The organism is Novosphingobium sediminicola (assembly GCF_014196525.1).
GTDB lineage: Bacteria > Pseudomonadota > Alphaproteobacteria > Sphingomonadales > Sphingomonadaceae > Novosphingobium > Novosphingobium sediminicola.
In genome coordinates, this window is the sequence record NZ_JACIDX010000012.1 from 122,978 (window position 1) to 149,386 (window position 26,409).

The window sequence follows — 26,409 nt, forward strand, 5'->3', positions numbered from 1 at the left end:
GCCGGAGGCAAACCTTCAAACCCCTGCAAACCCTACTCCGCATCCGCCATCCGCGCCGACCATTCCCGCGTGCGATACCATTTGGTGATCACATATTTCTGCCCCTTGGTGACGGGCTTGGCTGCATGCTGGGTGTATGTGTTGACCTCACCGTTGCGGTTGGCATTGTTCCACACCAGCAACATGCCCAGACGCGGCTGAACGCAGACGCCGACATGCATGAAGTCGGTCTCGCCGCCCTCATCGGGTTCGTTGAGGTAGATCATCGCGGTCCAACTGCGCTGCCCCCCGCATGGCACTTCTTTCTGGAAATAGGCCGAGAGCGGGGGGAACCAGTCGCAATGGCCGCGATATTCCTGACCCACGGCATAGCGCTGTCCCTGTATCGCCTCGCCGCAGACCGGGTCGATGCCCATCAGATCGTCGATCCGCCGCTCGATCATGGCGACGAAGGGATTGGCCCGGTCGACATCGCCGGAAAAGCTGGTGCGATAGTCCTGCTGGTTGCCCGGCTCGAATGTGGCCGATGGGCGTGCGACCTCGTCCACCAGCGTCATAAAGCGATGGCATTCGGCCGCCGAGAGAAAATCGGTGATCGCATACATATCCATCGTGTCGAGCGGCACGCGATAGGCATAGGGGTCGGCATCGAGCCGGGCGCGCACGGCATCGCCCTGGGCAATCAGGGCGTCACGGTCGGGTGCGGGATCAGGGTTGGTCATGGGTTTCCGATATGAAACAGAACAGGGCGGAGGATCAACCCCGCCCTGTCCTTTGCGACCCTTTTGGGCTTTTGTTTACCAGAAGAAATCGTAAAGCACGTCCACGACCTCGCCGGTATACGTATCAACCAGTAGCGCATCGTCATAATAGCGCACCCACTGATACGGCCCGTAAACCTCGGGCAGGCGATAGTTATAGGGGTCGTAGATCACATAGCTCTGGCTGTAGAACAGCGGTTGCAGGAACAGACCCACGCTGAGCCGGCGATAGGCATAGCCGCGATAGGGCGGGTTATAGCGCCCGATGTGGAAAGCCATCCGGTTGCTGGTGCGATAGCGCTGCCAGTCGTAGCGGTTGTCACGGCGCCAGTCCTGCGTCCAGCGGCGATAGTCGCCGCGCGGGGCGTTCATGCCGGGATTGCCGCCCGGGCCGCGATTGCCGTTCCAGCCGTTGTTGGGGCCGCGATTATAGGCGCCCTGAGGTCCACGGTCCCAGCCTTGCGGCCCGCGATTGACGCCGCCCTGAGGCCAGCCCGGCGTGCCGCGCCAGCTCTCATTACCGCCGCGCGGGCGGTCATTGCGCTGCATGTCCCCGCGCGGGCCATCACTGCGCATATCGCCACGGGGGCTATCATTGCGCGGGGGCTGAACATTGCCTTGGCCGCCCCAGCCGCCACGGTCGGGGCCGCGATTGCCGCCATTCCATCCGCCGCCGCCCGGTGCGGCCGGTGCCGGAGGTGCCGCCGGAGCAGGCCGCGCCGCCGGAGCAGGATTTCCACCACCGCCCCACGAAGGCTGCCCGCCGCCGCGTCCGCCGTTAAAACCGCTGCCCATCGGCTGGCCCTGCGGCTGAGGTTGCGCCTGGCCCTGAGGCCCGCCGCGCCCGCCACCCATATTACCGCCGCCGTTCGGCATGGGCGCGCCGCCGCCACGGCGTTCGCCGCCCGACACTTCCGGGCCCCGCCCGCCGCCGCGATTGCCGTGGTCGTGATTTTCCTGCGCCATCGCCTGCACCGGGATCGAAAGCAGCGCGAGGCCCATCGCCAGATTGGCCAGTGTGATCGTCTTCATAAGCCACCTCCCAGTCGAAGCGTTGGCCGGGCGCCATGCTTCCCTTCGCACGGCCGGTTCACTTCCTGTGATCTTCTGTATAGGCTTGGGGCGCTGTCCACATTCTGAACCGGGCCGTTGGCCTTTGTTCATACAAAAAGGGGCGGCAAGCCTTACGCCTGCCGCCCCCTTTATACGCTCAAACCGCGATCAGCGCGTCAGCTTTTTGTAGGCGCCCGCGCTTGCACGGTCGGCCGCATCGCCAAGGCGGCGGCGCTTGTCTTCTTCATAGGCCTCGAAGTTGCCCTCGAACCATTCGACATGGCTGTTGCCTTCGAAAGCAAGAATATGCGTGGCCAGACGGTCAAGGAAGAAGCGATCGTGGCTGATGACCACGGCGCAGCCTGCGAAGTTTTCGATGGCTTCTTCCAGAGCGGCCAGCGTTTCCACGTCAAGGTCGTTGGTCGGTTCGTCGAGCAGCAGCACGTTGCCGCCGCGCTTCAGCATCTTGGCGATGTTGACGCGGTTGCGTTCACCGCCCGACAGCTTGCCGACGTTCTTCTGCTGATCCTGACCCTTGAAGTTGAAGGCGCCGACATAGGCGCGCGTCGAGGTGTCGAAGCCGTTGACCTTCATGTAATCCAGCCCGTCGGAAATTTCTTCCCAGACGTTCTTGGTCGGGTCCAGATGGTCGCGGCTCTGGTCAACATAGCCCAGACGCACGGTGCTGCCGATTTCGATGGTGCCGGTATCGGGCTGTTCCTGACCGGTGATCATCTTGAACAGCGTGGACTTACCCGCGCCGTTCGGCCCGATCACGCCCACGATGCCGCCCGGCGGCAACAGGAACGAAAGGTCTTTGAACAGAACCTTGTCGCCAAAGCTCTTGGAAATGCCCTTGGCCTCGATGACCTTGCCGCCAAGGCGCTCGGGCACCTGAATGACGATCTGGGCCTTGCCGGGGCCACGGCTTTCCTGGCTGGCGACCAGTTCCTCGAACTTCTTGATACGAGCCTTGGACTTGGTCTGGCGGCCCTTGGTGCCGGCGCGGATCCATTCCAATTCGTCGTTGATCGCCTTCTGGCGGCCGGTGGCCTCGCGGTCTTCCTGCTGCAGGCGCTGCGACTTCTTTTCCAGATAGGTCGAGTAATTGCCCTCGTAGGGGAAATACTTTCCGCGGTCGAGTTCGAGGATCCAGCCCACCACATTGTCAAGGAAGTAGCGGTCGTGGGTGATCATCAGCACCGCACCGTGATATTCCTTGAGATGGTTTTCAAGCCATTCCACGCTTTCCGCGTCCAAGTGGTTGGTCGGTTCGTCGAGCAGCAGAATGTCGGGCTTTTGAATGAGCAGGCGGGTCAGCGCGATACGGCGGCGTTCACCGCCCGACAGGCTTTCCACCGGCCAGTCGCCGGGGGGGCAGCGCAGCGCTTCCATGGCGATTTCGAGCTGGTTGTCCAGCGTCCAGCCGTCCACCGCGTCGATCTTGTCCTGAAGCTCGGCCATTTCGGCGCCCAGCGCGTCGAAATCGGCGTCTTCCTCGGCCATTTCCATGCCGATCTGGTTGAACCGATCGACCATGTCGGCCGTGGCGCGCGCGCCATCCTTGACGTTTTCCAGCACCGTCTTGGTGTTGTCGAGCTGGGGCTCCTGTTCCAGATAGCCCACGGTGATGTTTTCACCCGCCCATGCCTCGCCGGTGAAATCGGTGTCGATCCCGGCCATGACCTTGATCAGCGTCGACTTACCCGCACCGTTGGGGCCCACGATGCCGATCTTGGCGCCCTGATAGAATTGCAGGCTGATGTTGTTCAGCACCGGCTTTTGCGCGCCGGGGAAAGTTTTCGTCATGTTCTTCATGACGAAGGCATATTGGGCGGCCACGTGGCGGTCTCCAGATAAACGGATGAGGAATTGCGCGCCGCTCTACAGCTTGGGCGCGCGGTTGCCAAGCGGGCGCTTGGGCGATAGCCTTGGCCTATGCGAAAATTCTATAGCCTGTTGGCCTTATCAGTCGGATTGATGGCTTCTCCTGCCTGTGCGGCGGGGGGAGATGCCCGTTCATCCGATGCTCTTTCCATCATCACCGACCTGACCACCGATGTGGGCCAGCGCCTTGGCGGCACCGAGCGCGAGGCCGCCGCGCGTGATTGGGCGGTGGCGCGGTTAAAGGAGCTGGGCTTTGCCAATGTGCGCTCCGAGCCTTTCCCGATCACCGGTTGGGTGCGCGGCGAGGAAAAGGCCGCGATCACCGCGCCCGTGCCGCAGAAACTGGCGGTGACGGCGCTGGGCTATTCCGGCGCGACCCCGCCGCAGGGCGTGAATGGTGAACTGGTCTATTTCCCCACGCTCGATGCGCTCAAACTGGCGCCGGACGGGTCGCTGCGGGGCAAGATCGCCTTTGTCGACCATGCAATGAAAGCGGCTCAGGACGGCGGCGGCTATGGCCCCTTTGGCGAGGCGCGGCGGCAGGGGCCGACCATCGCGGCGGCCAAGGGCGCCTCGGCGCTGCTGATCCGCTCCATCGGCACCGACCATACGCGCAGCCCGCATACCGGCGTGACCCGCATCCCGCCGCAGGGCGAGCCTTTGCCCTCGGGCGCGGTGTCCAGCCCTGATGCCGATCTGATCGCGCGGCTGGCGGCCAAGGACAAGCCGCTGACCGCCAGCGTCACCTTGACCCCGCGTTTCACCGGGCAGGTGATGTCGGGCAATGTGATCGCCGAATTGCCGGGGCGGGATCCGAAACTGGCGCCGATCCTTGTCGCTTGCCATCTCGACAGTTGGGATCTGGGGCAGGGGGCGATTGATGACGCCTCGGGCTGCGGCATCATCACCGCCGCCGCGCTGGAGGCCAGCAAATCGGGCCAGTTGGCCCGAACGATCCGCGTGCTGTGGGCCGGGACCGAGGAAATGGGCGGTTTTGGCGGACAGGCCTATGCCAAGGCCCATGGAGCCGAGCCCCATGCGGTGGTGATGGAATCGGACACCGGGGCCGACCGCGTGTTCCGCTTCCTGTTCCGCATGGCCCCGCAGGACAAACCTCTGGCCGAGCGGATAGGGGCGGAATTGGCCAAGATGGGCATCTATACCGGCGATGGCGCGCCAGAGGGCGGCGAGGATGTGGGCTATATTGCCGAAAAGCAGAAACTGGCGGTGATCGACCTCAATCAGGACATGATCCGCTATTTCGACTGGCACCACACGCCCGATGATACGTTGGACAAGATCGATCCGGCGCAATTGCAGCAGAATGTCGATGCATGGGCGGCGGTGCTGAAAATTCTGGGTTCCTATACCGGCACGATCAATCCGGCAGGTTGATTAAACGGCGGGCAGGGGAGCAACCTCGGCCCGCCTTTGCCCCTGCATCGCCCAATAGAGTTGAACCATCGCGCGCGGCAGCAGGGCATAGCCCACCAGATACCAAGGGTTCATGATCGCGCCCCAATAGAACGTGTCGGGGCGCGAGAACATGGCGATCATGATCGCATAGCCCCAGACCAGCACATTGGCAAAGACCCCCTCACGCCCGCCCAGCGCCAGCCAGCCCGCCAATGGCAGCGTCGCGCCAAACAGTGCCCAGTGCAGCGGCAGGCGTTGCAGCGGCGTGGTATAGATCACCGCTTTCAAAAAGCCGGAAAAGCCCTGCATCGCATGCCAGCCCTGCGACTTGATATCGCCGGGCAGCGTTTGTGCCATGGCCAATTGCGCATGGATCGCCATGAACACGCCCCATGCCGCGATGAGCGTCGCCCAGACGCCCACCTCTACCCAGCGCCTATTCCACCCCGCATAGGCCAGCGCCAGCAAGGCAAAAGGCAGCGCCAGTTCGCGGATGAACAGCGCCGCGCCCAGCGCCGGCACCACATACCACCATTGCCGGGGCCAACCGATCACGCCTGCGAATGCCACCGCAATGCACAATCCCGCCGGATATTCCTGCAACGCCATCAGCCAGTCCGAGGACACCGCCGTGCCCCCCGCCGCAATGGCCGCCCCGGCCAGAAAACGCTCGATGCCCGTCAGGCGGCCTTCATGCGCGATGGCCCATGTGAAAATGCCCGCCACCAGCATCACGATGCACAGTTTCTGAAAACCCTTCCAGCCGATGATGGCGGTGATTTCGATTTCCGTGGGCGGACGCATGGTGAAAAAGGGTTTCAATGGATAGTGATGCGCACGGTGCAATTCCGCCGCCGCCTGATGGTAGGGCTTGCCCTGAGCCACCTGCGCCGAGATGTCGTGATACAGGCGCGCATCGGTATAGCCGCCCTTTTTCGCCGTTTTGATCGGCGGTGGCGTGACCGAAAAACACCATGCCGTCACGGCAAGCATCAGCAAAGCGAACAGGATCGCGGCGGGGCGGGGAAGTCTGGCTAACACGCGCCTTCCTTTGGCCAATCCTTTCGCGGATGCAAGAGCACAGATGCACGGGCGCGCGCGTGGATAGGTAGTTTTGCCGGGGAGAGCATAAGGTCCGATTTGGCGGCGGGGCGATAAAAGCGGATTTGGATCGTAACAGGATGAGAGGTCGCGCGCGTGCTTTCCGGGAACACATCAACCGCAGGCATTCGACAGAAACTGGTGTTTTGCCTCGGCGCGCTGGCGGCGGTCAGCGTGGTGCAGGTGTCGGCCGCCACCTTTCTCCATTACCGTCTCTATGCCGCCAATCAGGCGTTGAGCGCGGCGGCGGGCGCTCAGGGCGGTGTGGACGGGCTGATCATGGCGGCGGTGATGACCACGCTGATCACCATCGTGGTGGGGGCGGGCACTTTGCTGTGGGCCGGGATGTTTGTGTCGCGCGCGGTGGTCGATCCGGTTTCGCATCTGGCCCAGCGGTTGAACGCGATGGCGGCGGGCGATTACGGGCCGGCGCTGGAGGGCGACAGCCATGGCGACGAGGTGGCGCAAATGTATGCCGCCGCCGCCGTGTTCCGCGAAACCGCATTGGGCAAGATCGAGGCGGATGAACAGCAGCACAAGGTGGTGCGCGCGCTGACCGAAGGTTTGGACCGGCTGGCCGCGCAAGATCTGGAATTTCGCATCGAGGCGGCCTTTCCCGCCGATTACGAGCAACTCCGCGTCAATTTCAATCAGGCGGTGATCTCGCTGGCCAAGGCGATCGGATCGGTGCGCGTGGGCGCGGCCAGCGTGATGGCCTCCATTCAGGATATCCGCAGCGCCAGCGACGACATGGCCCAGCGCAACACCCAGCAAGCCGCCACGCTGGAGGAAACCGCCGCCGCGATGAGCCAAGTGACCGATGGCGTGCAGGAAACCGCCACCCGCGCCGCCGATGTCCAGCGCGCGATTGCCGAAACCTGCACCCAGGCCGACGAAGGCGCGGGCGTGGTGACGCGGGCGATCGACGCGATGGCTGCGCTGGAAGGTTCGGCCACGGAAATCGGCAAGATCGTGGGCGTGATCGACGGGATTGCGTTTCAGACCAACCTGCTGGCCTTGAATGCGGGCGTTGAGGCGGCGCGCGCGGGCGAGGCGGGCAAAGGCTTTGCCGTGGTCGCCAATGAGGTGCGCGCCTTGGCCCAGCGCAGCGCGGATGCAGCGCGCAACATTGGCGGATTGATCCATGAGTCGGCCGATCAGGTGTCGGGCGGTGTCGTGCTGGTGCGCGAGACGGGCGATCTGCTGCGCCTTATCATGGGCCGCGTGGGCGAGATCAACGAGGTTATCACCGACATTGCCACCAGCGCCGAATTGCAGGCGCAAAACATCCATCAGGTCAATAATGCGGTCAACGAACTGGACCGCGTGACCCAGAAAAACGCCGCCATGGTCGAACAGACGACAGCGGCCACCCGCGATCTGGCGCATGAGGCCGAGCAGCTTTCGGCCATGGTGCGCACATTCCGCACCCGCGATATCGAGACACGCGAAGCGTCGCGCGACAAGGCGGCCGCGCGGCGGTTAAGCGCTGCGCCCCAGCGCAATATCATGTCCATCGCGGGCAATCTGGCGCTGGCCCCCGCGCCATCGGGCGATGATTGGAGCGAATTCTAATGCCGTCGCGGCAAAGCGTTGCAATGTATTACCCAGTGCTTTGTCAAATTTACCGACATTTTACGTCTCATCTCTAAGTCTTGCCCAAAGCCCGCCTGATGGCCGGCGCCAAACCTGAGCAGGCCGATGATTCGTCTTTTCAAACATTACATTCCCCATTCGGTGATCCTGCTGGGATTGATCGATCTGGTCCTGCTGATGATTTCGGGCGACTTTGCTTGGCGGTTGCGCGCCGATCAGTTGGGGATGCCGTCGGAAAGTTTTGAAACGCGCCTGCAACCGCTCTTCGCCTTTGCCATGGTGATGCAGATGGCGATGATCGCGGTGGGAGTTTACGGGGCCGATGCCTTGCGCTCGGTGCGCTTTGCCTCGGCGCGGCTGCTGGTGGCGGTGTCGCTGGGGGTGATCGCGCTGGCGCTGTTCAACTCCTTGTTCACCAGCCAGATTTTCTGGCGCTCCACCCTGTTCTACGCGATGCTGGGGGCGATTGCGATGCTGGTGATGAACCGGCTGATCGTGGGCGGCATTCTGGGCACATCGGCCTTTCGGCGCCGGGTGCTGGTGCTGGGCGCGGGCCACCGGGCGCAGCGCCTGCGCGAACTGGGCGAGCGGGCCGAGAGCGGTTTTGTCATCGTCGGCTATGTAGGCATGATCGAGGCCACCCCGGTGGTTGAAGAAGCGATCCCGCGCACCGCGATCCATAATCTGAAGCGGCATGTCGAAAACCTTGGCGTGTCCGAGGTGGTGCTGGCGCTGGAAGAACGCCGCAATGCACTGCCTTTGAAGGATCTGCTGCGCATCAAGACGGCTGGCGTCCACGTCAACGATTTCTCCAGCTTTATGGAGCGTGAGACGGGTCGCGTCGATCTGGATACGGTCAACCCCAGTTGGTTCATCTTCTCGGACGGTTTCTCGTCGGGCCGCGCCTTTTCCAGCGCCGCCAAGCGGGTCTTCGATGTCATCGTCAGCCTGCTGTTGCTGACCATGACTGCGCCGGTGATTGCGCTTTTCGCCATCCTTGTAAAACTGGACAGCAAGGGTCCGGCCTTTTTCCGCCAGCGCCGCGTGGGCCTGTATGGCCAGAATTTCGACGTTATCAAATTGCGCTCGATGCGGCTGGACGCCGAGGTCAATGGCGCGCAATTCGCCACCAAGAACGACCCGCGCGTCACCCGCATCGGCAATTTCATCCGCAAGGTGCGCATCGACGAATTGCCCCAGACGTGGAGCGTGCTGAAAGGCGAGATGAGCTTTGTCGGCCCGCGCCCGGAACGCCCGGAATTCGTTTCCGACCTTGAGGACAAGCTGTCCTATTATGCCGAACGCCATATGGTCAAACCGGGCATCACCGGCTGGGCGCAGGTCAATTATCCCTATGGCGCCAGCCTTGAGGATTCGCGCAACAAGCTGGAATATGACCTTTATTACGTGAAAAATTACACGCCTTTCCTCGACATCCTGATCATCCTGCAAACGCTGCGCGTGGTGCTCTGGCACGAAGGGGCGCGCTAGGATGGCGGCTGGTCCCAGCCTGGGGGACTGGCCCGGCCTGTGGGACTGGGTAGCCAGCGCGGCCCATGTGGCGGGCGCCTGCGCCGCCATCACCGTTGCGGTCAGCCTCTGGGGCCAGCGCGAGCGCTATAGCGGGGCGGGCAAGGCGATTGTCGCCGCGCTGGCCATGACGGCGCTGTGGTGCCTTGCCGTGGTGGTCGAGGGCGAGCTTAGCCTTGTGGCCCAAGGGCTGCTGGGCCTGCGCAACCTGTCTTATCTGTGGGCCATTTATGCGATGTTCGCGGGCGATGGGCGCCATACCAGTCTGGCCGAGGTCGGGCCGGTGGTGGCTGCGCTTTGCCTTGTCGATATTCTGGTGCCTGCGGTTCAGTTAGTCGAGCATCGCGTCAATCCCGCGCTGCTGAACGAGGTCGAGCTTTACCAGATGAACATCCTGCTGGCGATGCTCGGCGTGGTGGGCTCGCTGGTGCTGGTGCATAATCTCTATGCCAGTGCGTCCAGCACCGGGCGCCATATGCTGCGCTGGCCCGCGCTGGCGCTGGCGGTGGTGTGGGTGTTCGAACTCAACCTCTATACGGTGGCCTATCTGGCCAAACACTGGCCGGTCGAGCTGGCGTCGCTGCATGGCCTGCTTGATGTGGGTTTTGCGGGCATTCTGGCGATGGGCGCCACGAGGGGGCGTGAGCCTCTGCGTTTGAAGCCTTCGCGGATGGTGACGTTTCAGTCGATGTCGCTGATCGTGATCGGCCTCTATTTCGTGGGGATGATCGCGATTGCCCGCTGGCTGGCCAGCGCCGGTGGCGAACTGGGCCGGTGGTGGCAGTTCAGTTTCCTGATCGCAGCGATTTCGGGGGCCGCATTGCTGCTGCCCTCGCGGCGGATGCGCGGGTGGATGCGGGTGATGTTCACCAAGCATTTCTTCAAGCACCGTTATGAATATCGCGAGGAATGGCTGCGTTTTGCCCGCACCATCGGCGGGCAGGGCAGGGACGCCGCCCCGCTGCACCAGCGCGCCGTGCAGGCGATGGCCGACATTACCGACAGCCCGGCGGGCCTGCTGCTGACGCCTGATGACACCGGCGAAATGGTGCTGGCCGCGCGCTGGCAATGGCCGACCGCCGATGTTCCGGCCCAGGCGCTGGGGCTGGCTGCCGCGCATTTTCTGGCTGCCAGCGATCATATCGTCGATCTGGACACGGTTCGCGCAAACGGGGGCAGGGACATTGCCATCCCCGAATGGCTGCGCGAGGAAAGCCGGGCATGGGCGGTGGTGCCTTTGCAGCATAACGGGCGATTGGTGGGGGCTGTGATCCTTGCCCGCCCACCGCAGGACCGCAAGCTGGATTGGGAGGACTTTGACCTGCTGCGCGTGGTGGCGCAACAGATCGGCACCTATCTGGCCGAGCATCAGGGGCAGCAGGCGCTGGCCGAGGCGGCGCGTTTCGACGAATTCCATCGCCGCATCGCCTTTGTCATGCACGACATCAAGAACCTGTCGAGCCAGCTATCCCTGCTTGCCCGCAATGCCGAGCGGCACGCCGAAAACCCCGATTTCCGGGCTGACATGCTGGTGACTTTGCGCAATTCGGCGGACAAGTTGAACCATTTGGTGGCTCGCCTTTCGCGCTATGGCACCAGTGCCGGTGACAAGGCCGAGCCGGTCGAGGTGGGCGCTTTGGCGCGGCAATTGGCCGAGAATTTCCGCGTGCGCCACAATGTTCAGGTGATCGAGCGCGACGCCTGCACCGTGGCGGGTCAGGGCCACAGTATCGAACAGGTGCTGACCCATCTGGTCCAGAATGCCGTCGATGCCAGCGGGCCGGACATGCCGGTCTTCGTCTCGATTTCGGGCGATGGCCTGTATGGGCGGATCGAGATCGTCGATTCAGGGCATGGCATGGCCCCCGAATTTGTGCGCAACCGCCTGTTCAAGCCTTTCGATTCCTCCAAACCGGGCGGCTTTGGCATTGGCGCCTATGAAGCGCGCGAATTGGTGCGCGCGATGCATGGGCGGCTGGATGTGGAAAGCCGCGAGGGGATCGGCACCCGCTTTATCGTCCGCCTGCCGTTGGCCAGCGCGGCGGAAATTTTGAAAACCATGGATAATGATCAAAAGGTTGCCTGACATGAGCGATGCCCGTCCAAAATTGCTCGTGATCGAGGATGATCCGGGCCTTCAGGCTCAGCTCAAATGGGCCTATGAGGATTTCGAGGTCATCGTGGTGGGCGACCGGGCCGGTGCTATGGCGGCGCTGCGCAGCGAAGAGCCTGCGGTGGTCACGCTCGACCTTGGCCTGCCGCCCGACCCGGACGGCACCAGCGAGGGCTTTGCCGTGCTGGACGAGATCATGGCCTTGAAGCCCGACACCAAGGTGATCGTGGCCAGCGGGCATGGCGCGCGCGAAAGTGCGCTTCAGGCCATCGGGCGCGGGGCCTATGATTTTTATCAGAAGCCGATGGATTTTGACGAAATGGCGCTGATCGTGGCCCGCGCCTATCGGCTCCACCGGCTCGAGGCGGAGAACCGCGCGTTGGCCGTGCGGGCGGGCAAGGACAATCGCGTGCTGGGCACGATGATTACCGCCGCGCCCGAAATGCTGCGCGTGGCGCGCACCATAGAGCGGGTGGCGGGCACCAATGTCTCGGTCATGCTGCTGGGCGCCAGCGGGACGGGTAAGGAATTGCTGGCGCGCGGATTGCATGAGGCCAGCGGACGGGCAGGGGCCTTTGTCGCCATCAATTGCGCGGCTATCCCGGAAAACCTGCTGGAATCGGAACTGTTTGGCCATGAAAAGGGCGCCTTTACCGGCGCGGTCAAAACCACCGAGGGCAAGATCGAGCAGGCCCATAACGGCACGCTGTTCCTTGACGAGGTGGGCGATATTCCCTTCGCGCTACAGGTCAAATTGCTGCGCTTTTTGCAGGAGCGGGTGATCGAGCGGATCGGCGGGCGGCGTTCGATTGCGGTCGATACGCGCATCGTCTGCGCCACCCATCAAAACCTTGAGGCGATGATCGCCGATGGGCGTTTCCGCGAGGATCTGTGGTATCGGCTGGCCGAAATCGTGGTCAAGATCCCCTCGCTGGCCGAACGTCCCGGCGATACGGCGCTGTTGGCGCGGGCTTTCCTCGCCCGTTTTGCCAAGGAGATGAACCCGGCGGTCAAGGGCTTTGCCCCCGATGCGCTGGCCGCGATGGATGCGTGGGGATGGCCGGGCAATGTGCGCGAGCTGGAAAACCGTGTGAAGCGCGCGGTCATCATGGCCGATGGCAAGCTGGTCCATGCGGGCGACCTTGATCTGGATGCGCCGGGGAGCGAGGAGGAATTGCCGCTCAACCTGAAATCCGCGCGGGAAATCACCGACCGGCGCGTGATCCGTCAGGCCTTGGCGCGTAGCGAGGGCAATATTTCCTCGACCGCCAAGCTGTTGGGGATCAGTCGACCCACGCTCTACGATTTGCTCAAGCAATATGACCTGCAGCACTGATAGCGTTGTCAGATTTGACGTACCAATAAGTACAATTCTGACCCGATAAGGTGTGGGGCCTGAAACGAAGAAAGGGCGGCTCGAAAGCCGCCCTTCCCCTCCCTTTTTTTCTTCCAACGCCCGATTTGCACAGAAAGGCCGGGGCTTCAATGGGGCGTATATGGCATTTTTATGAATAGCTGTTCATTGTGGCAAACGAACCACACTGGCACGATCACTCCGCCTCGCGCCGATTTTCGCGCACGGAGGCCCACAGCGCCGCCCCGATCAGCACCGCGCCGATCAGACCCGTTACCGTCTCGGGAATTTCCATCAGCGCCGAACCCAGCATGATCCCCGCCAGCGCGATGATCGCCCAGAAGGCGCCATGCTCAAGGAAGGCATATTCCGACAGCGTGCCCTGTTCGACAAGCAGCACGGTCAACGAACGCACAAAGATCGCGCCGATCGACAGGCCCAGAGCAATGATGACCATGTTGTTCGACAGGGCAAAGGCGCCGATCACGCCATCAAGGCTGAACGAAGAGTCGAGCACGTTGAGATAGAGAAACCCGCCAAGCCCCGAACGCACCGCTGTGCCCGCCAGCGCGCGCGCCGCCTCGCGGCTTTCCAGGAAATGGCCCAGCGCCTCAACCGCGATGAACGTCACAATGCCGAACACGCCCGACACCAGCAGCGTATAAGCCTCATCCCCCGGCAGCCAGCGCCCGATCAGCACCAGCGCCAGCAACAGCAGCGCAACCTCGCCCGCCTTGATCGAACCGACCAGCTTCAGCCGCACCTCGACCCAGCGCAGCCAATGGGTTTCCTTGTCCGGGTCGATGAAGAAGCCGAGGCCTACCATCGCCAGAAACGCGCCGCCAAAGCCCGCAATCGGGATATGCGCATGGCGCATGATCACCTCATATTGCGCCGGATCATCCAGCGAGAGATGCACCGCCTCGACCGGCCCCAGCCCGGCGGTAAAGCCCACGATCAGCAGCGGAAAAGCCACGCGCGTGCCAAACACCGCAAACAGCATGCCCCATGTCAGGAACCGCTTGCGCCAGACCGCATCCATATCTTTCAGCACAGCGGCATTGACCACCGCATTGTCAAAAGACAGCGACACTTCCAGCACTGCCAGCACCAGCACGATCCAGATCATCCCGCCCACAGCCGAGATCGAGCCGGTATCGTGCCAGCCATAGGCGGCGGCCAGCGCCAGACAGACGGCGGAAAAAATCAGCGAGCCGCCGAAATGCCTCAAAAATTGCGTCACTTGAAAAATACTCCGGGGAATCAGGCTTTGGGCTGATAGGTCTGTTCGATGCCGGGGAAGCTGCGGTCGCGCACCTCGGCAGCATAATGGGCGGCCGCCTCAGAGATCAGGCCCGCCACATCGGCATAGCGTTTGACGAAACGCGGCACGCGCTCAAACATGCCCAGCATGTCCTCGGTCACCAGCACTTGCCCGTCGCATTGCGCCGAACCGCCGATGCCGATGGTGGGGCAAGCCACCGCCTGCGTGATCGCCACGGCCAGCGGTTCGACCACGCCCTCAATGACGATGCCAAAGGCCCCGGCCTTATCGAGCGCGCGCGCATCGCCCAGGATCTTTTCCGCCTCCGCCTCGCTGCGGCCCCGCGCGCCATAGCCGCCAAGCTGGTTCACCGCCTGGGGCGTCAGGCCGATATGGCCCATGACGGGAATGCCGCGCTGAGAGAGAAAGGCCACGGTTTCGGCCATGGCCGCGCCGCCTTCCAGCTTTACCCCCGCGCATCCGGTTTCGCGCAAAACCCTAGCGGCCGTCTCAAACGCCTGCTGGGGCGAGGCTTCATAGGTGCCAAAGGGCAGATCGACGATGACGGCGGAATGCCAGCTGCCGCGCACCACCGCCGCGCCATGCGCCACCATCATGTCCAGCGTGACGGGCAGCGAGGAGGGCAGGCCATAGATCACCTGTCCCAGCGAATCGCCAACCAGCAGCAGGTCGCAATGCGCATCCAGCAATTGCGCCTGCCGCGCGGTATAGGCGGTCAGCATCACCACAGGCTCTGCAGTCACGCCATCCTTCTTGCGCTGACGGATGGCCGGAATGGTCAGCCGGCGCATCGGCGTGGGGGTGGGGTTGGCGCGGCTGGTGGCCGTATCGATCTGAAAGGTCGTAGACATACAAGGCTTCTAGCCCGCGATGGCGCATGGGGTAAAGCGCGATCGGCGCGTAACATCAATGCGTGACAAGGGCCCTGCGCCAAGGCAAGATGGATAATCCACCGGTGGACTACGCATAATCCGCCCTTGCGAATGTTGCGCGATCCGTTAATTTTCTTACCCATTGCTTATTGCGTTCAGGGGAACTGCATGTTCGGTCGCGTCAAGCCGTTGGATGCCATATTGGCCACGGCTGAGAAAAAATCACTTCATCGCTCTCTGGGCGCCTTTCAATTGACTATGCTGGGCGTGGGCGCGGTGATCGGGACGGGTATCTTCGTTCTGACCGCCGAGGCCGCGCAAAAGGCGGGGCCGGGCATGATGCTCAGCTTCATCATTGCCGGTTTCGTCTGCGCCGTGGCCGCTTTGTGCTATGCTGAAATGTCCAGCATGGTGCCGGTTTCGGGCTCGGCCTACACCTATTCCTATGCGGTGATGGGCGAATTGGTGGCATGGATGGTGGGCTGGGCGCTCATTCTGGAATATGCCATTGCGGCGGGCGCCGTGTCGGTCGGCTGGTCAGGCTATATGATCGGCTTTGTGCAAAACACCTTCCATATTACGGTCCCCCTCGAATTGGTGCGGGGACCATTCGACGGGGGTGTCATCAATCTTCCTGCGATGCTGATTGCGGCGATCATCACCGGCCTGCTGGTGCTGGGCACCAAGGAAAGCGCGACGGTGAATGCCGTGCTGGTGGCGATCAAGATCGTTGCTCTTTCCATGTTCATCGCGCTGACCTTGCCGGTTATCAAGTCGGGCAATTTCACGCCTTTCGCTCCGCTCGGCTTTACGGGCATTTCGGGCGCGGCGGCCTCGATCTTCTTTGCCTATGTGGGCTTTGACGCGGTTTCGACGGCGGCTGAGGAAACCAAGGATCCCCAGCGCAACATGCCGATCGGCCTGATCGGCAGCCTTGCCATCTGCACCATCTTCTACATGCTGGTGGCGGGCGGCGTGATCGGCACCGTGGGCGCGCAGCCGGTTTACGGCGCGCATGGCGAAGTGCTTTCGCCCGGTACGAGCGCTTTGTCGGACGCTTGCAAGGCGGTCAATGAAAACGCTGTTGTCTGCTCGAAGGAAGCTTTGGCCTGGACTCTGCGTCAGGTGGGCCATCCCTTCGTCGGCTGGCTGGTGGGCGCTGCGGCCATTCTGGCGCTGCCTTCGGTCATTCTGATGATGATGTTCGGCCAGACCCGCGTCTTCTTCGTGATGAGCCGCGACGGTTTGCTGCCCGAATTCTTCTCCAAGGTTCACCCCAAGTTTCACACGCCCCACGTCATCACCATCATGACGGGTGTGTTCGTGGCGCTGTTTGCAGCTTTCTTCCCGGTGGGCCTGCTGGCCGACGTGTCGAACTCGGGCACGCTGTTTGCCTTTGGCGCGGTGTCCGTGGCGGTGATGGTGCTGCGCCGGACCGACCCCAATCGTCATCGTCCGTTCCGCACGCCGGGCGTGAACATTGTCGCGCCGATCTCGATCGCGGGCTGCATCTATCTCTTCATCAGCCTGTCGAAGGCGACGATCAGCCTGTTCCTTGGCTGGGGCTTGGTTGGGCTTTTCGTCTATTACTTCTACAGCCGCAGCCGCAGCCATGTCGGTCGCGGGCTGGTCGAAGTCCATGAGGATGATGACGATACGCCGGATCTGCCGGTGCCGCCTCTGCCGGGCGTATGATCGCGCAGGCATGATACAAAAATGGGCGGCCCCCACCGGGAGCCGCCCTTTTTGTTTCAGGATGCTGCGGACTTAAACCGCTTCGAGAGCATAGCCTGCCGAACGCACGGTGCGCACCGGGTCCAGTGTGCCTTCCAGCTCGATCCCCTTGCGCAGACGGCGGATATGGACGTCCACGGTGCGCAATTCGATATCGCTGTCCGTGCCCCACACCGCGTCCAGCAATTGCCCGCGCGAGAAGACCCGGCCCGGATGCTCCATGAAGAACTTGAGCAGACGAAACTCGGTCGGCCCCAGCGCGAGGATCTGGCCCTTGCGCGTCACCTTATGCGCGGTGGCGTCCAGCGTCAGATCGCCCACGGTGATCTGCTCGCCCGCCAGCGCCGGGCGGATGCGGCGCATGATGGCCGATACGCGCGCGATCAGTTCGCGGGGGCTGAAGGGCTTGGTGATGTAATCGTCGGCCCCGGTTTCAAGGCCGCGGATCATATCGTCCTCGGCCCCGCGCGCGGTCAGCATGATGATGGGCACATGGGCGGTGGCCTTGTCGCGGCGCAGGCGGCGGCAGACCTCGATCCCGCTGGTGCCCTCGATCATCCAGTCGAGCAGGACCAGATCGGGCGCCTCTTCGGCGGCCAGCAACAGCGCTTCGTCACCATCGGGCGTCGAGAGGACCGTATAGCCCTCAGCCTGAAACCGAAATTCCAGCAGTTCCGCCAGCGCCGGATCATCTTCTACCAGCAAGAGCCGGGGTTGTTTCATGGGTGCCCCCTGTTAACGTTCAGTTTTCCGGCCGTTCCAGCCGGTCCACAACATATTCGGCCGTGGCCGCGTAATAGACCTGTTCGGCAATATTGGTGGCGTGATCGCCAATCCGTTCGATGTTGCGCGCGATGAACAGCAGATGCGCGGCCGAGGTGATGGTGGAGGGATTCTCCATCATGAACGAGACCATGTTGCGGAAAATGCTGTCATAAAAGGCATCGACCCGGGCATCGCGCTCGATCACGTCCACCGCCAGCGCGGGATCGCGCGCGGCAAAGGCGGTCAGCACGTCATGCACCATCTCGCCCGCGATTTCGGCCATCGCCGGGATCAGCGTCTGAGGCTCGGAATTCAGCCGCCCCTCGATCCGCGACACGCGCTTGGCGATGTTCTTGGCATAATCGCCGATGCGTTCCAGAATGCCCGCGATCTTCAAGGCGGCCAGCACCTCGCGCAGATCGTCGGCCATGGGCGCGCGCAGGGCGATGATCTTGACCGCAAGCCGATCGACCTCGGCCTCAAGCCGGTCGATCTTCTTGTCGCGCTCGATCACCTGCGCGGCCAGTTCCTGCGAGCGTTTCGTCAGCGCCTCCACGGCCTCGCCAATCGCCAGTTCAGCCAGACCGCCCATTTCGGCGATCAGCCCGCGCAGCGTGGTGATTTCCTCGTCAAAGGCCTTGACCGTATGTTCTGCCACTGGACGCAATTCCCTGTTCAAGCTGTGATGGAATGATCGTCACATACATGTCACAAAAGGCAACATCCATGTCCGTTCCAACCAGCCTTGAAAGCGCCATGCATCGTTTTCATGACAGGACTATGACGGACTTGTGACTTTTTGCTCTTTGGCCGGGATCAGCGGCAAACGCACCGAAACCTTGGTGCCCACGCCCACCTTGCTGGTAATGTCCAGCTTGCCGCGATGGCGTTCGACCACGTGTTTGACAATTGCAAGACCAAGCCCGGTGCCGCCCGCCGCGCGGCTGCGGCCTGGATCGGTGCGATAGAAACGCCGGGTCAGATGGGGCAGATGGTCGGCCGAAATGCCTGCGCCCCGGTCTGTGACCAGAAATTCGGCCATGCCGCGCGGCGCATGGGTCAGCGCGACTGTCACGGGTTGATCCGCGTCGCCATATTTCAGCGCATTGTCGATCAGATTGCGCAGCACCTGCTCGATCTGCTTCACATCGCCCGCCACCTCAAAGGAGCCCTCGGGCTTGGCGAATTCGACGCGGGCCGGATTACCCGGCGGCGGCGCAAATTCGCCCACCACCCGCGCGGCCAGCGGCGCAAGGTCGATCTGCGAGGTGGGGGCGTCATGCTTTTCCGCCTCAAGCTGCGACAGAGACATCAGATCGTTGAGCAGCGCCTGCATCCGCCGCGCCTCGCGCAACACCGTGCCGAGGAAGCGCTGCATCACCGCGCCATCCATCTTGCCCACACTCTCGCTGATCGTTTCGACATAGCCGATGACCGAGGAGAGGGGGGTGCGCAATTCATGGCTGGCATTGGCGACGAAATCGGTGTGGGCGCGGCTGATGTCTGCCTCGGCGGTGCGATCGCGCGCCTCGATCACCCACAGGCCCGGATAGACCGGGCGGCGCGTCAATTGCCACAGGCTTCCGCTGCGGGTCAGGCCGCGGATGCTGGCGGTGGCGGTTTCATCATCGGCGCTGTCCAGCAGGCGGATCGCATCGGGGTGGCGCAGCGCGATGCGCGGGTCCTGCCCCAGAATATGTTCGCCCAGAGCCGAGCGGGCGGCCGCATTGGCGTCGATGATTCGCGCCCGGTCCACCAGCATCATCGGCGCGCCCGTGCCCTCCAGCGCAGAGATCAGCGCGCGGCGCACCATATGGCCCTGTTCGAGCTGCTGCTGGCGCGCATTGCCCTCGATTTCTCGCGGGGCGTCGGGTTCGGCCTGATCGCTGCACCACCACCACACGGCCAGCAGCGAAAAGGTCCAGAACGCCCCGGTCAAAGCCACCATCAGCAAGCCCGCCCCATCCAGATAGAGCAGCAAAAGCGTCAGGAATTCGAGGATGATGGCAGGCCAGGGTAGCTTGCTGTCGCGCATTGCTCGGATCGTCCATTCCTTGGCGCCTGCATCAGGCCAGGCGCTCAATTCAGCGCATGGGGAAGGGGTATGACAGTTTTATGAAACCACCAAGCATTGTGCGTAAGATGTGCGCAAGAATAGGTGATGGATCAAGGCAATGGCCGGGACGAAACAGGCCGAAATGCGCGCGCCGTCATCGGCGGCGGCACCCGGTCATCCGGGCAATCGATATAATTTGAAGAGATGGTGACCCCTACGAGAATCGAACTCGTGTTTCAGCCGTGAGAGGGCCGCGTCCTGACCGCTAGACGAAGGGGCCTAAATGGCTCTGATTTTGCAAGTGGTGACCCCTACGAGAATCGAACTCGTGTTTCAGCCGTGAAAGGGCCGCGTCCTAACCGCTAGACGAAGGGGCCATCCTTGAAGCCAAGGCAGGCTATTTAATGGTGACCCCTACGAGAATCGAACTCGTGTTTCAGCCGTGAAAGGGCCGCGTCCTAACCGCTAGACGAAGGGGCCATCCTTGAAACCAAGGCGGGCTATTTAGTGGTGACCCCTACGAGAATCGAACTCGTGTTTCAGCCGTGAAAGGGCCGCGTCCTAACCGCTAGACGAAGGGGCCAACCTTGGCTTGCGCCTTGGTGAGGCCGCGCATTTATGGAGAGGGGGCCGGTTGGTCAAGTCTCAAATCGCGTTACTATCGGAAAAAACGCAAAAATTATCATAAATCCTTTTATATCAGTATTTTGTCTGGGATCACGCCCATGCCGCATCATCGACATGCAATTCGGCGGCCCGGCGCGATCCCCAATCATCGATTCGTGCCCGCCCGGCCAGCCACAGCTTGCGCCCGTGATCGCCATGGATCAGCGTCTGGCCCATCTCGGTCTGGGCCGCGCGAAAAGCCATAGCCTTGAAACTGGCCCCATCTTCGCCGCGCACGATCATGCGCAGATGGTCCGCGCCCACCACATCGGCCTTGACCACGCGCACCGGCCCCACCGCCACACGCGGCCCCGGCCAGCCCATACCATAGGGGCCTGCGCTCTCCAGCAATTCGACCAGTTCGGGCTGCAACCCGCGCGGCGCCACGGCCAGATCAAGCAGCAGCGACTGCGCCCCTTGCGCCCGCCCGACATCGCCAGCCAGCCGGTCGTCCAGCCAGTCGGCAAAGGCCTCCAGCCGATCCTGCGCCACGGTCAGGCCCGCCGCCATAGCATGGCCGCCGCCTGCCACCAGAAAGCCCAGCTCGCGCGCACCAATGATCGCCGCGCCCAGATCGACGCCTGAAATCGAGCGCCCCGAACCCTTGCCAACGCCATCATCATCCAGCGCGATCACCAGCGAGGGCTTGCCGGTCTTTTCCTTGATCCGCCCCGCCACGATGCCGATCACGCCGGGATGCCATCCCTTGCCCGACACTACTACCACGCTGCGGTTGCCCTGCCGCTCGATTTGCGCCTCTGCGGCTTCCTGCACGGCCATTTCGATGGCCCGGCGCTCCTCGTTCAGCCGTGAGAGCTGATCGGCGATCTCGCGCGCCTCCTCGGCGTCCTGCGTGGTCAGCAGGCGTACGCCCAGCGTCGCCTCACCCACGCGCCCGCCCGCATTCACCCGCGGCCCCAGCGCAAAGCCCAGATCCGTGGCCGTGGGCGCGCGGTTCAACCGGCTTGCGTCGATCAGCGCCGCCATGCCGATATTCTCGCGCCGCGCCATCACCTTCAAACCCTGCGCCACCAGCGCCCGGTTCAGCCCATGGAGCGCCGCCACATCGGCCACCGTGCCCAGAGCCACCAGATCGAGCAGCGCGAACAGGTCCGGCTCGGCCCGCCCGGCAAACCATCCTCGCCCGCGCAGCACCCGCACCAGCGCCACGCCCAGCAGAAACGCCACGCCCACCGCCGCCAGATGGCCATGGGCCGCGCCAATGTCGCTTTCATCCAATCGGTTGGGGTTCACCAGCGCCAGCGCCTGCGGCAATTCCGCGCTGCATTTGTGATGATCGACCACGATCACCTCGACCCCGGCATCGGCCGCCATGGCCAGCGCCTCATGCGCCATGGCCCCGCAATCGACCGTGACGATCAATTGCGCGCCCTCGGCCCCCAGCCGCACCAGCGCCTCGCCGGTGGGGCCATAGCCTTCGAGCAAGCGGTCGGGGATGTAATGGCGCGCATCATGGCCCAACATGCGGATCAGCCGGATCAGCAGAGCTGCACTGGTTGCCCCATCCACGTCATAATCGCCGTATATGGTTATTGCCTCTTTCCGCTCGATGGCATCGGCCAGACGCCGGGCGGCCAGTTCCATATCGCGGAATTCGGACGGATCGGGGAGGAATGCGCGCAAGGTCGGCGCGCGGTGGCGGGGCAGATCCTCACGCGCAACGCCGCGCGCCAGAAGCAGTTGGGTGATAATATCATCGCTCAGCCCGCCCGAAGCGGTCTGCGCCATGTCCATATTGCCCCCGCGCCAGCGCCAGGCCTTGCCCGAAAGGGAAGATTCGGGACGGATCCATTGTGTCAATTCTGCATGCATAATGGAGGGGATTAGACCATCTTTGGCCCGACAGAAAGGGTAGGGAATTTGTTAAACATGGAGTGCCAATAAGATAATGGAAATGCCGCGCAGGGCTTGTGCCGCTATGGTTAGAATGGCCGGGACTCGACGCCGTGAAACTAAAAATGCCATACGTCATGTGTGATGCCATTTGTTTGGAGGCCATAGCGCGGTTGAATTGATGACAGTTCCGACCCCCACCTCTTCCGCCTTTTATGTCCAGTTTCCGCAAGGACGCGCCCCCCGCGTGCAGGCCGTGCTTGATCTTTTGAGGCAAGCTACTGACGCAGCAAGGATTTTGACAGTAACGCATCAACCGCAGGATGATGACGACTGGCTTGAGCTTTTGTCGAGTGGGCTGACTTTTGATCTTTGTGGTCTGTCCGGCGGTGTGGCCGCACCTCAGGTGGCTGTGCGCTACGGCGTGGCGGCGGACACCGATCTGGATCATTCGGCATGGCTCCGCTTGGCGCCCGGCGCGCATCTTTCGGGCGGGCGCAGCCAGTTGCCCGTGGTCCGGGTGATGGCCGGCGTGGTGCTGGCGCTGCTTGATCTGCCCGATGCGATGGGGGTGGCATGGGGCCCGGCACGCACAGTCATGAGCACCGAGCATTTCCGACGCATCATTCCGGGCTGGCTGAAAGGGGGCGCCTTTCCCGCACTGGGACTGACGGCCCTGTCGCGCGATGCAGCGGGGGGTGTGGTTAGCGAGGGATTAAGTTTTTTTACTGGACTCGAACTGCGAATCGAGCCACTTCTTGCCAAACAGCCCGGCTTGGCTGGCAAGATTGCCGTAAGACTTATCCACAGTTTGGTGGAGGGCTGGACGGTGAAAGAGCCGACCGAAGTTGAAGGGCCGGAAGGGGAAATTCTTGGGGTAATTCCCGAGGAAAATGGAAAAATTCTTAGGGTATGTCCAGCACGCTGACGAACATTCTCGCCACAGTGTCGCCAGTTGCGGGGGTCGCCACCATTCCTTCTGTGCGGGCGGCGTTGACTCATTTTCGTCATCGGGTTCGACCTGCTCTTCCCTTTCGCGCCGTTAACCAGTCGGGCAGTCCCGATTATGACCCGGGATTGCAGCGCCACCATATCCTGCCCAAACAATTGCTGTCGCAGCGCTGCTTTGGCCCGATGTTCGATGTGATCGGGCGAGACCGGGTGGGGTTCGATGATTTTCGCAGCAATGGCCTGCTGCTGCCCGCGCATGATAAGGCGGCGATGAAGCTGGCTTTGCCTATGCATCGCGGGCCGCATCGCGATTACAGCGCGCTGGTGATGGAGCGGGTGGGGCAGGTCGAGGCGCGCTGGTCCGGCATTCGCGGCAAGGCGCCCGAGGTGGCGATGGTCGAGGCGGTTCAGCGCCTGACCCTGCTGCAAAAGGCGCTGCGCCGCCGGTTGCTGCGCCCGCAGGCCAAGCCGATGGTGCTCAGCCGTTATGACCCGATGCAGCGGCATGTCGATTTTACCGAACTGGACGCGATGGTTGATATGCTCTGGCCCGAGACGCAGGAATTGGCCGATCTGGGGCTGTAATCATGCGCGCCTTGGGCTAAAGGCCCGCCCATGTCTCAGGATCTTCTCGATAGTTTGCCCGCGCCATGGCGCCTTGCGGTTGCCTATGCGCCGGTGGCCACGCGCGACCGGTGGCTGACCATGCTGGCGCTGGATGTGCGCTTGGCGGGCGTCGTGCGCGGGGCGCGTGAACCGATTCTGGCCCAGATGCGGCTGGCATGGTGGCGTGACCGGCTGCGCGATTCGGCGGATAAATGGCCGCGTGGCGAACCTTTGCTGGCGGCGCTTTCGTGCTGGGATGGCGGGCATGGCGCGCTGGTGGGGCTGGTCGACGGCTGGGAGGCTTTGCTGGGCGAGGCGCCTTTGCCGGTCGAATCGTTTGAGGCGTGGATCGAGGGGCGGGTGGCCGCCTGCGCCGCACTGGGCGAGGGGGCGCAAGGCATGGCGCGTGGTTGGGCGCTGGGCGATTTGGCCGCTCATCTGGGCGATGCACAGGAGCAGGCCGCGGTTGCCGATATGATCGAGGCGCATGGCTGGCGCGGGGTTCGATTGCCGCGCGCGATGCGCCCGCTGGTGGTTCTGCATGGGCTGGCCGCGCGGACCAAGGGGCGTCAGGGCGCGGAAAACATTTCGCTTTTTACGCTTTTGCGGCTTGGCATGCTGGGGATCTAGGGTACTCTCCCTATAAATTGGGAGGGGCAAAATGGGGCGGTTGGTCATCGGCGCAATCTCGGCGCTGGTTTTGGTGAGCGCGGGGTTTTTCTGGTGGCAGGGGCGGGCCAGCCTCGACCATGCCGCACCTTTGCCTGCCGTATCCGGGCCGCCTGCCGACAGCGCGATTGCGCTGCCCGATGCCGATCCGCATGGGCGTGGGCCGGCCTTGCCCAATGCGGTCAAGAAGGTGATGTCCAAGGAGGAGAAGCGCTTCAACCGCTATGACCGCAACCGCGATGGTTCGATCAACCGTAACGAGATGCTTTCAACCCGGGTGAATGCGTTTCAAAAGCTGGACATGAACCACGACAATTTGCTCAGCTTTGAAGAATGGGCGGTTAAGACCTCCAATCGTTTCAAAGAGATCGATCGCAATGGTGATGGTATCCTGAGCCATGCGGAATTGAACGCCTATTACGCCGCGCAGGATGCCAAAAAAGCCGAGCGCGACGCTGGGCGTGACAGGGCAAAGGCCGATTGCGCCTGTGGCAAGGCGGCGCCCAAGGGCCGCCCTGCGTCAGACGATGATGACCCGGATTAAGCGATACCCGCCAGCCAAGGCGCCAGATCGGCCTTGGCCCGCTCGGTATAGACCAGCTTGCGCGCGGGTTTCTTGATCTTCTTTTCTGTGACGATGGGCGGGAAAAGGCCGAAATTGATGTTCATCGGCTGATAGGTGTCGGCCTCTGCATCGCCTGTAATATGGGCCAACAGCGCGCCCAGCGCCGTGGTGCGCGGCGGCTCTGCCCAATCGCGGCCCGCCAGTTCGCAGGCGGTCATGATGCCCGCCAGCATGCCCACGCTGGCGCTTTCAACATAGCCTTCGCAGCCCGTGATCTGCCCGGCAAAGCGGATATGAGGCGAGGATTTCAGCCTGAGTTGGCGGTCCAGCAAAGTGGGCGAATTGAGGAAAGTGTTGCGATGCAAGCCGCCCAGCCGCGCAAATTCGGCATTCTCCAGCCCCGGAATCATGCGGAACACGCGGGTCTGCTCGGCATATTTCAGCTTGGTCTGAAAACCGACCATGTTGAACAGCGTGCCCAGCTTATTATCCTGCCGCAATTGCACGACTGCATAGGGCCAGCGCCCCTTGGGAAACTTTTCTGAAACACTGCGCGGATCATCCAGCCCCACCGGTTTCATCGGGCCAAAGCGCAACGTGTCCTCGCCGCGTTCGGCCATGACCTCGATGGGCATGCAGCCGTCGAAATAGGGGGTGTTGGCCTCCCATTCCTTGAACACCGTCTTTTCGCCGCTCAGCAATTCCTCGCGAAAGGCCAGATATTCGGCCTTGTTCATCGGGCAATTGATGTAATCCTTGCCGTCTGACCCCAGAGCGAAGGAGGCTTCGGCGCCCTTGTCCCAACGCGCGGCGCGCCAGGCGATGTCCATATTCACCGTTTCGGCATAAACGATGGGGGCAATGGCGTCGAAAAAGGCGAGGCTGTCCGCTCCCGTTGCCGCGCCGATCTTTTCGGCCAGGGACGCGGCGGTCAAAGGCCCCGTGGCCACAATCGTTAGGCCCGCATCGGGCAGTGTATCGATCCGCTCGCGCGTCAGCGTCAGATTGGGCAGGGCGGTCAGCTCGGCCTCAATCGTGTCGCTGAACACATCGCGGTCCACGGCCAGAGCAGACCCTGCCGGAACCCGTGCCTTGTCCGCCGCGCGCATGATGAGGCTGTCGAGCGCACGCATTTCATAATGGAGCAGGCCCACAGCATTGGCGGTGTCATCATCGCTGCGCAAGGAGTTCGAGCAGACCAGTTCGGCCAGCCCATCGCCCTGATGCGCCGGGCTGCGCTCTCCGGTTCCGCGCATTTCCGAAAGGCGTACCTTGAAACCGCGCTTGCCCAATTGCCATGCCGCCTCGGTTCCCGCGAGGCCGCCGCCGATGATGTGTACGTCATATGTCATGGGGGGGCTTTAGCTATTGTGGGAGAGGGGGGCAAGGTTGGGTGGAGGGGATGCCTCCGGCGGGCAAAGGGGGTATAGTCATACCTGCCCGGAAATACATTTCTGACTACACCCTTGGAGTGAGGGCGTTTGTCTCGTGCGCCCTCGCATATCCTTAAAAAATAACTATTGTTACAATCCAAGTCATTTATTCGATTATCATCTTTTTCAAATGAAAAAATTT

21 protein-coding genes and 4 tRNA genes are annotated in these 26,409 nt (G+C 62.6%); 10 read left to right on the forward strand and 15 right to left on the reverse strand.

Annotated elements, in window-relative coordinates; genetic code table 11:
• Nucleotides 1-32 precede the first annotated feature (32 nt).
• The 3 genes from GGR38_RS15785 to ettA form a co-directional block, all read right to left on the reverse strand.
• Complete coding sequence (locus tag GGR38_RS15785) at nucleotides 33-722, reverse strand: prolyl hydroxylase family protein (RefSeq protein WP_183627141.1); 690 nt, start codon at nucleotides 720-722, stop codon at nucleotides 33-35.
• A 75-nt stretch (nucleotides 723-797) separates the two neighbouring features.
• A complete protein-coding gene (locus GGR38_RS15790; RefSeq protein ID WP_246404758.1) occupies nucleotides 798-1,793 on the reverse strand; it encodes an RcnB family protein in 996 nt (331 codons plus the stop codon).
• 189 nt (nucleotides 1,794-1,982) lie between these two features.
• The gene (ettA, locus tag GGR38_RS15795; RefSeq protein WP_183627142.1) at nucleotides 1,983-3,656 is read right to left on the reverse strand and encodes an energy-dependent translational throttle protein EttA; all 1,674 of its coding nucleotides are present in this window, start codon (nucleotides 3,654-3,656) and stop codon (nucleotides 1,983-1,985) included.
• A gap of 138 nt (nucleotides 3,657-3,794) precedes the next feature.
• Here ettA and GGR38_RS15800 point away from each other — a divergent pair, with 138 nt between their 5' ends.
• On the forward strand, nucleotides 3,795-5,096 hold the full coding sequence (locus tag GGR38_RS15800) for a M28 family peptidase (RefSeq protein ID WP_246404761.1): 1,302 nt from the start codon (nucleotides 3,795-3,797) through the stop codon (nucleotides 5,094-5,096).
• Here the strand turns inward: GGR38_RS15800 and GGR38_RS15805 are convergent, their stop codons facing one another.
• A complete protein-coding gene (locus GGR38_RS15805) occupies nucleotides 5,097-6,158 on the reverse strand; it encodes a hypothetical protein (RefSeq protein ID WP_183627144.1) in 1,062 nt (353 codons plus the stop codon).
• A gap of 156 nt (nucleotides 6,159-6,314) precedes the next feature.
• Between GGR38_RS15805 and GGR38_RS24560 the strand changes: the two genes are divergently transcribed.
• The 4 genes from GGR38_RS24560 to prsR all read left to right on the forward strand — a co-directional run bounded on the left by GGR38_RS24560 (nucleotide 6,315) and on the right by prsR (nucleotide 12,793).
• Nucleotides 6,315-7,793, forward strand: a complete 1,479-nt coding sequence (locus tag GGR38_RS24560; protein ID WP_183627145.1) for a methyl-accepting chemotaxis protein — start codon at nucleotides 6,315-6,317, stop codon at nucleotides 7,791-7,793.
• 126 nt (nucleotides 7,794-7,919) lie between these two features.
• Nucleotides 7,920-9,305 (forward strand): TIGR03013 family XrtA/PEP-CTERM system glycosyltransferase, encoded by a 1,386-nt coding sequence (locus GGR38_RS15815; protein ID WP_183627146.1) that lies wholly within the window; start codon nucleotides 7,920-7,922, stop codon nucleotides 9,303-9,305.
• A 1-nt stretch (nucleotide 9,306) separates the two neighbouring features.
• Nucleotides 9,307-11,430, forward strand: coding sequence for an XrtA/PEP-CTERM system histidine kinase PrsK (gene prsK / locus GGR38_RS15820; RefSeq protein ID WP_183627147.1), 2,124 nt, complete (start codon nucleotides 9,307-9,309; stop codon nucleotides 11,428-11,430).
• 1 nt (nucleotide 11,431) lies between these two features.
• Nucleotides 11,432-12,793, forward strand: coding sequence for a PEP-CTERM-box response regulator transcription factor (gene prsR / locus GGR38_RS15825; RefSeq protein WP_183627148.1), 1,362 nt, complete (start codon nucleotides 11,432-11,434; stop codon nucleotides 12,791-12,793).
• Between the two features lie 214 nt (nucleotides 12,794-13,007).
• Here the strand turns inward: prsR and GGR38_RS15830 are convergent, their stop codons facing one another.
• On the reverse strand, nucleotides 13,008-14,054 hold the full coding sequence (locus GGR38_RS15830) for a DUF475 domain-containing protein (protein WP_183627149.1): 1,047 nt from the start codon (nucleotides 14,052-14,054) through the stop codon (nucleotides 13,008-13,010).
• Between the two features lie 20 nt (nucleotides 14,055-14,074).
• Nucleotides 14,075-14,947 carry a 3-methyl-2-oxobutanoate hydroxymethyltransferase gene (gene panB, locus GGR38_RS15835; RefSeq protein ID WP_183627150.1) on the reverse strand — a complete coding sequence of 291 codons (873 nt, stop codon included), beginning with the start codon at nucleotides 14,945-14,947 and terminating at the stop codon, nucleotides 14,075-14,077.
• A gap of 189 nt (nucleotides 14,948-15,136) precedes the next feature.
• Here panB and GGR38_RS15840 point away from each other — a divergent pair, with 189 nt between their 5' ends.
• A complete protein-coding gene (locus tag GGR38_RS15840) occupies nucleotides 15,137-16,663 on the forward strand; it encodes an amino acid permease (protein WP_183627151.1) in 1,527 nt (508 codons plus the stop codon).
• Nucleotides 16,664-16,735: 72 nt separating this feature from the next.
• On the opposite strand, the gene phoB is transcribed toward GGR38_RS15840, so the two are convergent.
• The 8 genes from phoB to recJ all read right to left on the reverse strand — a co-directional run bounded on the left by phoB (nucleotide 16,736) and on the right by recJ (nucleotide 21,944).
• Entirely contained in the window at nucleotides 16,736-17,425 is a 690-nt protein-coding gene (gene phoB / locus GGR38_RS15845; protein ID WP_172338558.1) for a phosphate regulon transcriptional regulator PhoB, read from the reverse strand.
• A gap of 19 nt (nucleotides 17,426-17,444) precedes the next feature.
• A complete protein-coding gene (phoU, locus tag GGR38_RS15850; RefSeq protein ID WP_168605258.1) occupies nucleotides 17,445-18,125 on the reverse strand; it encodes a phosphate signaling complex protein PhoU in 681 nt (226 codons plus the stop codon).
• A gap of 120 nt (nucleotides 18,126-18,245) precedes the next feature.
• Nucleotides 18,246-19,502 (reverse strand): sensor histidine kinase, encoded by a 1,257-nt coding sequence (locus GGR38_RS15855; protein ID WP_246404763.1) that lies wholly within the window; start codon nucleotides 19,500-19,502, stop codon nucleotides 18,246-18,248.
• A gap of 226 nt (nucleotides 19,503-19,728) precedes the next feature.
• Nucleotides 19,729-19,803 (reverse strand) — tRNA-Glu (locus GGR38_RS15860).
• A 22-nt stretch (nucleotides 19,804-19,825) separates the two neighbouring features.
• A tRNA-Glu gene (locus GGR38_RS15865) sits at nucleotides 19,826-19,900 on the reverse strand.
• 28 nt (nucleotides 19,901-19,928) lie between these two features.
• Nucleotides 19,929-20,003: transfer RNA gene (locus tag GGR38_RS15870), tRNA-Glu, on the reverse strand.
• Between the two features lie 28 nt (nucleotides 20,004-20,031).
• A tRNA-Glu gene (locus GGR38_RS15875) sits at nucleotides 20,032-20,106 on the reverse strand.
• A gap of 134 nt (nucleotides 20,107-20,240) precedes the next feature.
• Nucleotides 20,241-21,944 carry a single-stranded-DNA-specific exonuclease RecJ gene (recJ, locus tag GGR38_RS15880; RefSeq protein ID WP_246404772.1) on the reverse strand — a complete coding sequence of 568 codons (1,704 nt, stop codon included), beginning with the start codon at nucleotides 21,942-21,944 and terminating at the stop codon, nucleotides 20,241-20,243.
• Nucleotides 21,945-22,224: 280 nt separating this feature from the next.
• Between recJ and GGR38_RS15885 the strand changes: the two genes are divergently transcribed.
• Genes GGR38_RS15885 through GGR38_RS15900 form a run of 4 tightly spaced genes read left to right on the forward strand, consistent with a single transcriptional unit; the run spans nucleotide 22,225 to nucleotide 24,813 of the window.
• The gene (locus GGR38_RS15885) at nucleotides 22,225-22,971 is read left to right on the forward strand and encodes a hypothetical protein (RefSeq protein ID WP_183627153.1); all 747 of its coding nucleotides are present in this window, start codon (nucleotides 22,225-22,227) and stop codon (nucleotides 22,969-22,971) included.
• On the forward strand, nucleotides 22,956-23,579 hold the full coding sequence (locus tag GGR38_RS15890; RefSeq protein WP_183627154.1) for an AHH domain-containing protein: 624 nt from the start codon (nucleotides 22,956-22,958) through the stop codon (nucleotides 23,577-23,579). The genes GGR38_RS15885 and GGR38_RS15890 overlap by 16 nt, the downstream gene beginning before the upstream one ends.
• Before the next feature lie 30 nt (nucleotides 23,580-23,609).
• On the forward strand, nucleotides 23,610-24,230 hold the full coding sequence (locus GGR38_RS15895; protein WP_183627155.1) for a hypothetical protein: 621 nt from the start codon (nucleotides 23,610-23,612) through the stop codon (nucleotides 24,228-24,230).
• Between the two features lie 31 nt (nucleotides 24,231-24,261).
• Nucleotides 24,262-24,813 (forward strand): CREC-EF hand family protein, encoded by a 552-nt coding sequence (locus tag GGR38_RS15900; RefSeq protein WP_183627156.1) that lies wholly within the window; start codon nucleotides 24,262-24,264, stop codon nucleotides 24,811-24,813.
• Here GGR38_RS15900 and trmFO read toward each other — a convergent pair.
• Nucleotides 24,810-26,186: a methylenetetrahydrofolate--tRNA-(uracil(54)-C(5))-methyltransferase (FADH(2)-oxidizing) TrmFO gene (trmFO, locus tag GGR38_RS15905; protein ID WP_183627157.1), complete on the reverse strand. Its 1,377-nt coding sequence runs from the start codon at nucleotides 26,184-26,186 to the stop codon at nucleotides 24,810-24,812. The two genes, GGR38_RS15900 and trmFO, sit on opposite strands and share 4 nt — an antisense overlap.
• Between the last annotated feature and the right edge of the window lie 223 nt (nucleotides 26,187-26,409).

Coding starts and splice junctions, on each gene's coding strand:
- GGR38_RS15785 (WP_183627141.1), bottom strand. CDS start 722: ATGACCAACCCTGATCCCGCACCCGACCGTGACGCCCTGATTGCCCAG.
- GGR38_RS15790 (WP_246404758.1), bottom strand. CDS start 1,793: ATGAAGACGATCACACTGGCCAATCTGGCGATGGGCCTCGCGCTGCTT.
- GGR38_RS15800 (WP_246404761.1), top strand. CDS start 3,795: ATGGCTTCTCCTGCCTGTGCGGCGGGGGGAGATGCCCGTTCATCCGAT.
- GGR38_RS15815 (WP_183627146.1), top strand. CDS start 7,920: ATGATTCGTCTTTTCAAACATTACATTCCCCATTCGGTGATCCTGCTG.
- prsK (WP_183627147.1), top strand. CDS start 9,307: ATGGCGGCTGGTCCCAGCCTGGGGGACTGGCCCGGCCTGTGGGACTGG.
- prsR (WP_183627148.1), top strand. CDS start 11,432: ATGAGCGATGCCCGTCCAAAATTGCTCGTGATCGAGGATGATCCGGGC.
- panB (WP_183627150.1), bottom strand. CDS start 14,947: ATGTCTACGACCTTTCAGATCGATACGGCCACCAGCCGCGCCAACCCC.
- GGR38_RS15840 (WP_183627151.1), top strand. CDS start 15,137: ATGTTCGGTCGCGTCAAGCCGTTGGATGCCATATTGGCCACGGCTGAG.
- phoB (WP_172338558.1), bottom strand. CDS start 17,425: ATGAAACAACCCCGGCTCTTGCTGGTAGAAGATGATCCGGCGCTGGCG.
- GGR38_RS15855 (WP_246404763.1), bottom strand. CDS start 19,502: ATGCGCGACAGCAAGCTACCCTGGCCTGCCATCATCCTCGAATTCCTG.
- recJ (WP_246404772.1), bottom strand. CDS start 21,944: ATGGACATGGCGCAGACCGCTTCGGGCGGGCTGAGCGATGATATTATC.
- GGR38_RS15885 (WP_183627153.1), top strand. CDS start 22,225: ATGACAGTTCCGACCCCCACCTCTTCCGCCTTTTATGTCCAGTTTCCG.
- GGR38_RS15890 (WP_183627154.1), top strand. CDS start 22,956: ATGTCCAGCACGCTGACGAACATTCTCGCCACAGTGTCGCCAGTTGCG.
- GGR38_RS15895 (WP_183627155.1), top strand. CDS start 23,610: ATGTCTCAGGATCTTCTCGATAGTTTGCCCGCGCCATGGCGCCTTGCG.
- GGR38_RS15900 (WP_183627156.1), top strand. CDS start 24,262: ATGGGGCGGTTGGTCATCGGCGCAATCTCGGCGCTGGTTTTGGTGAGC.
- trmFO (WP_183627157.1), bottom strand. CDS start 26,186: ATGACATATGACGTACACATCATCGGCGGCGGCCTCGCGGGAACCGAG.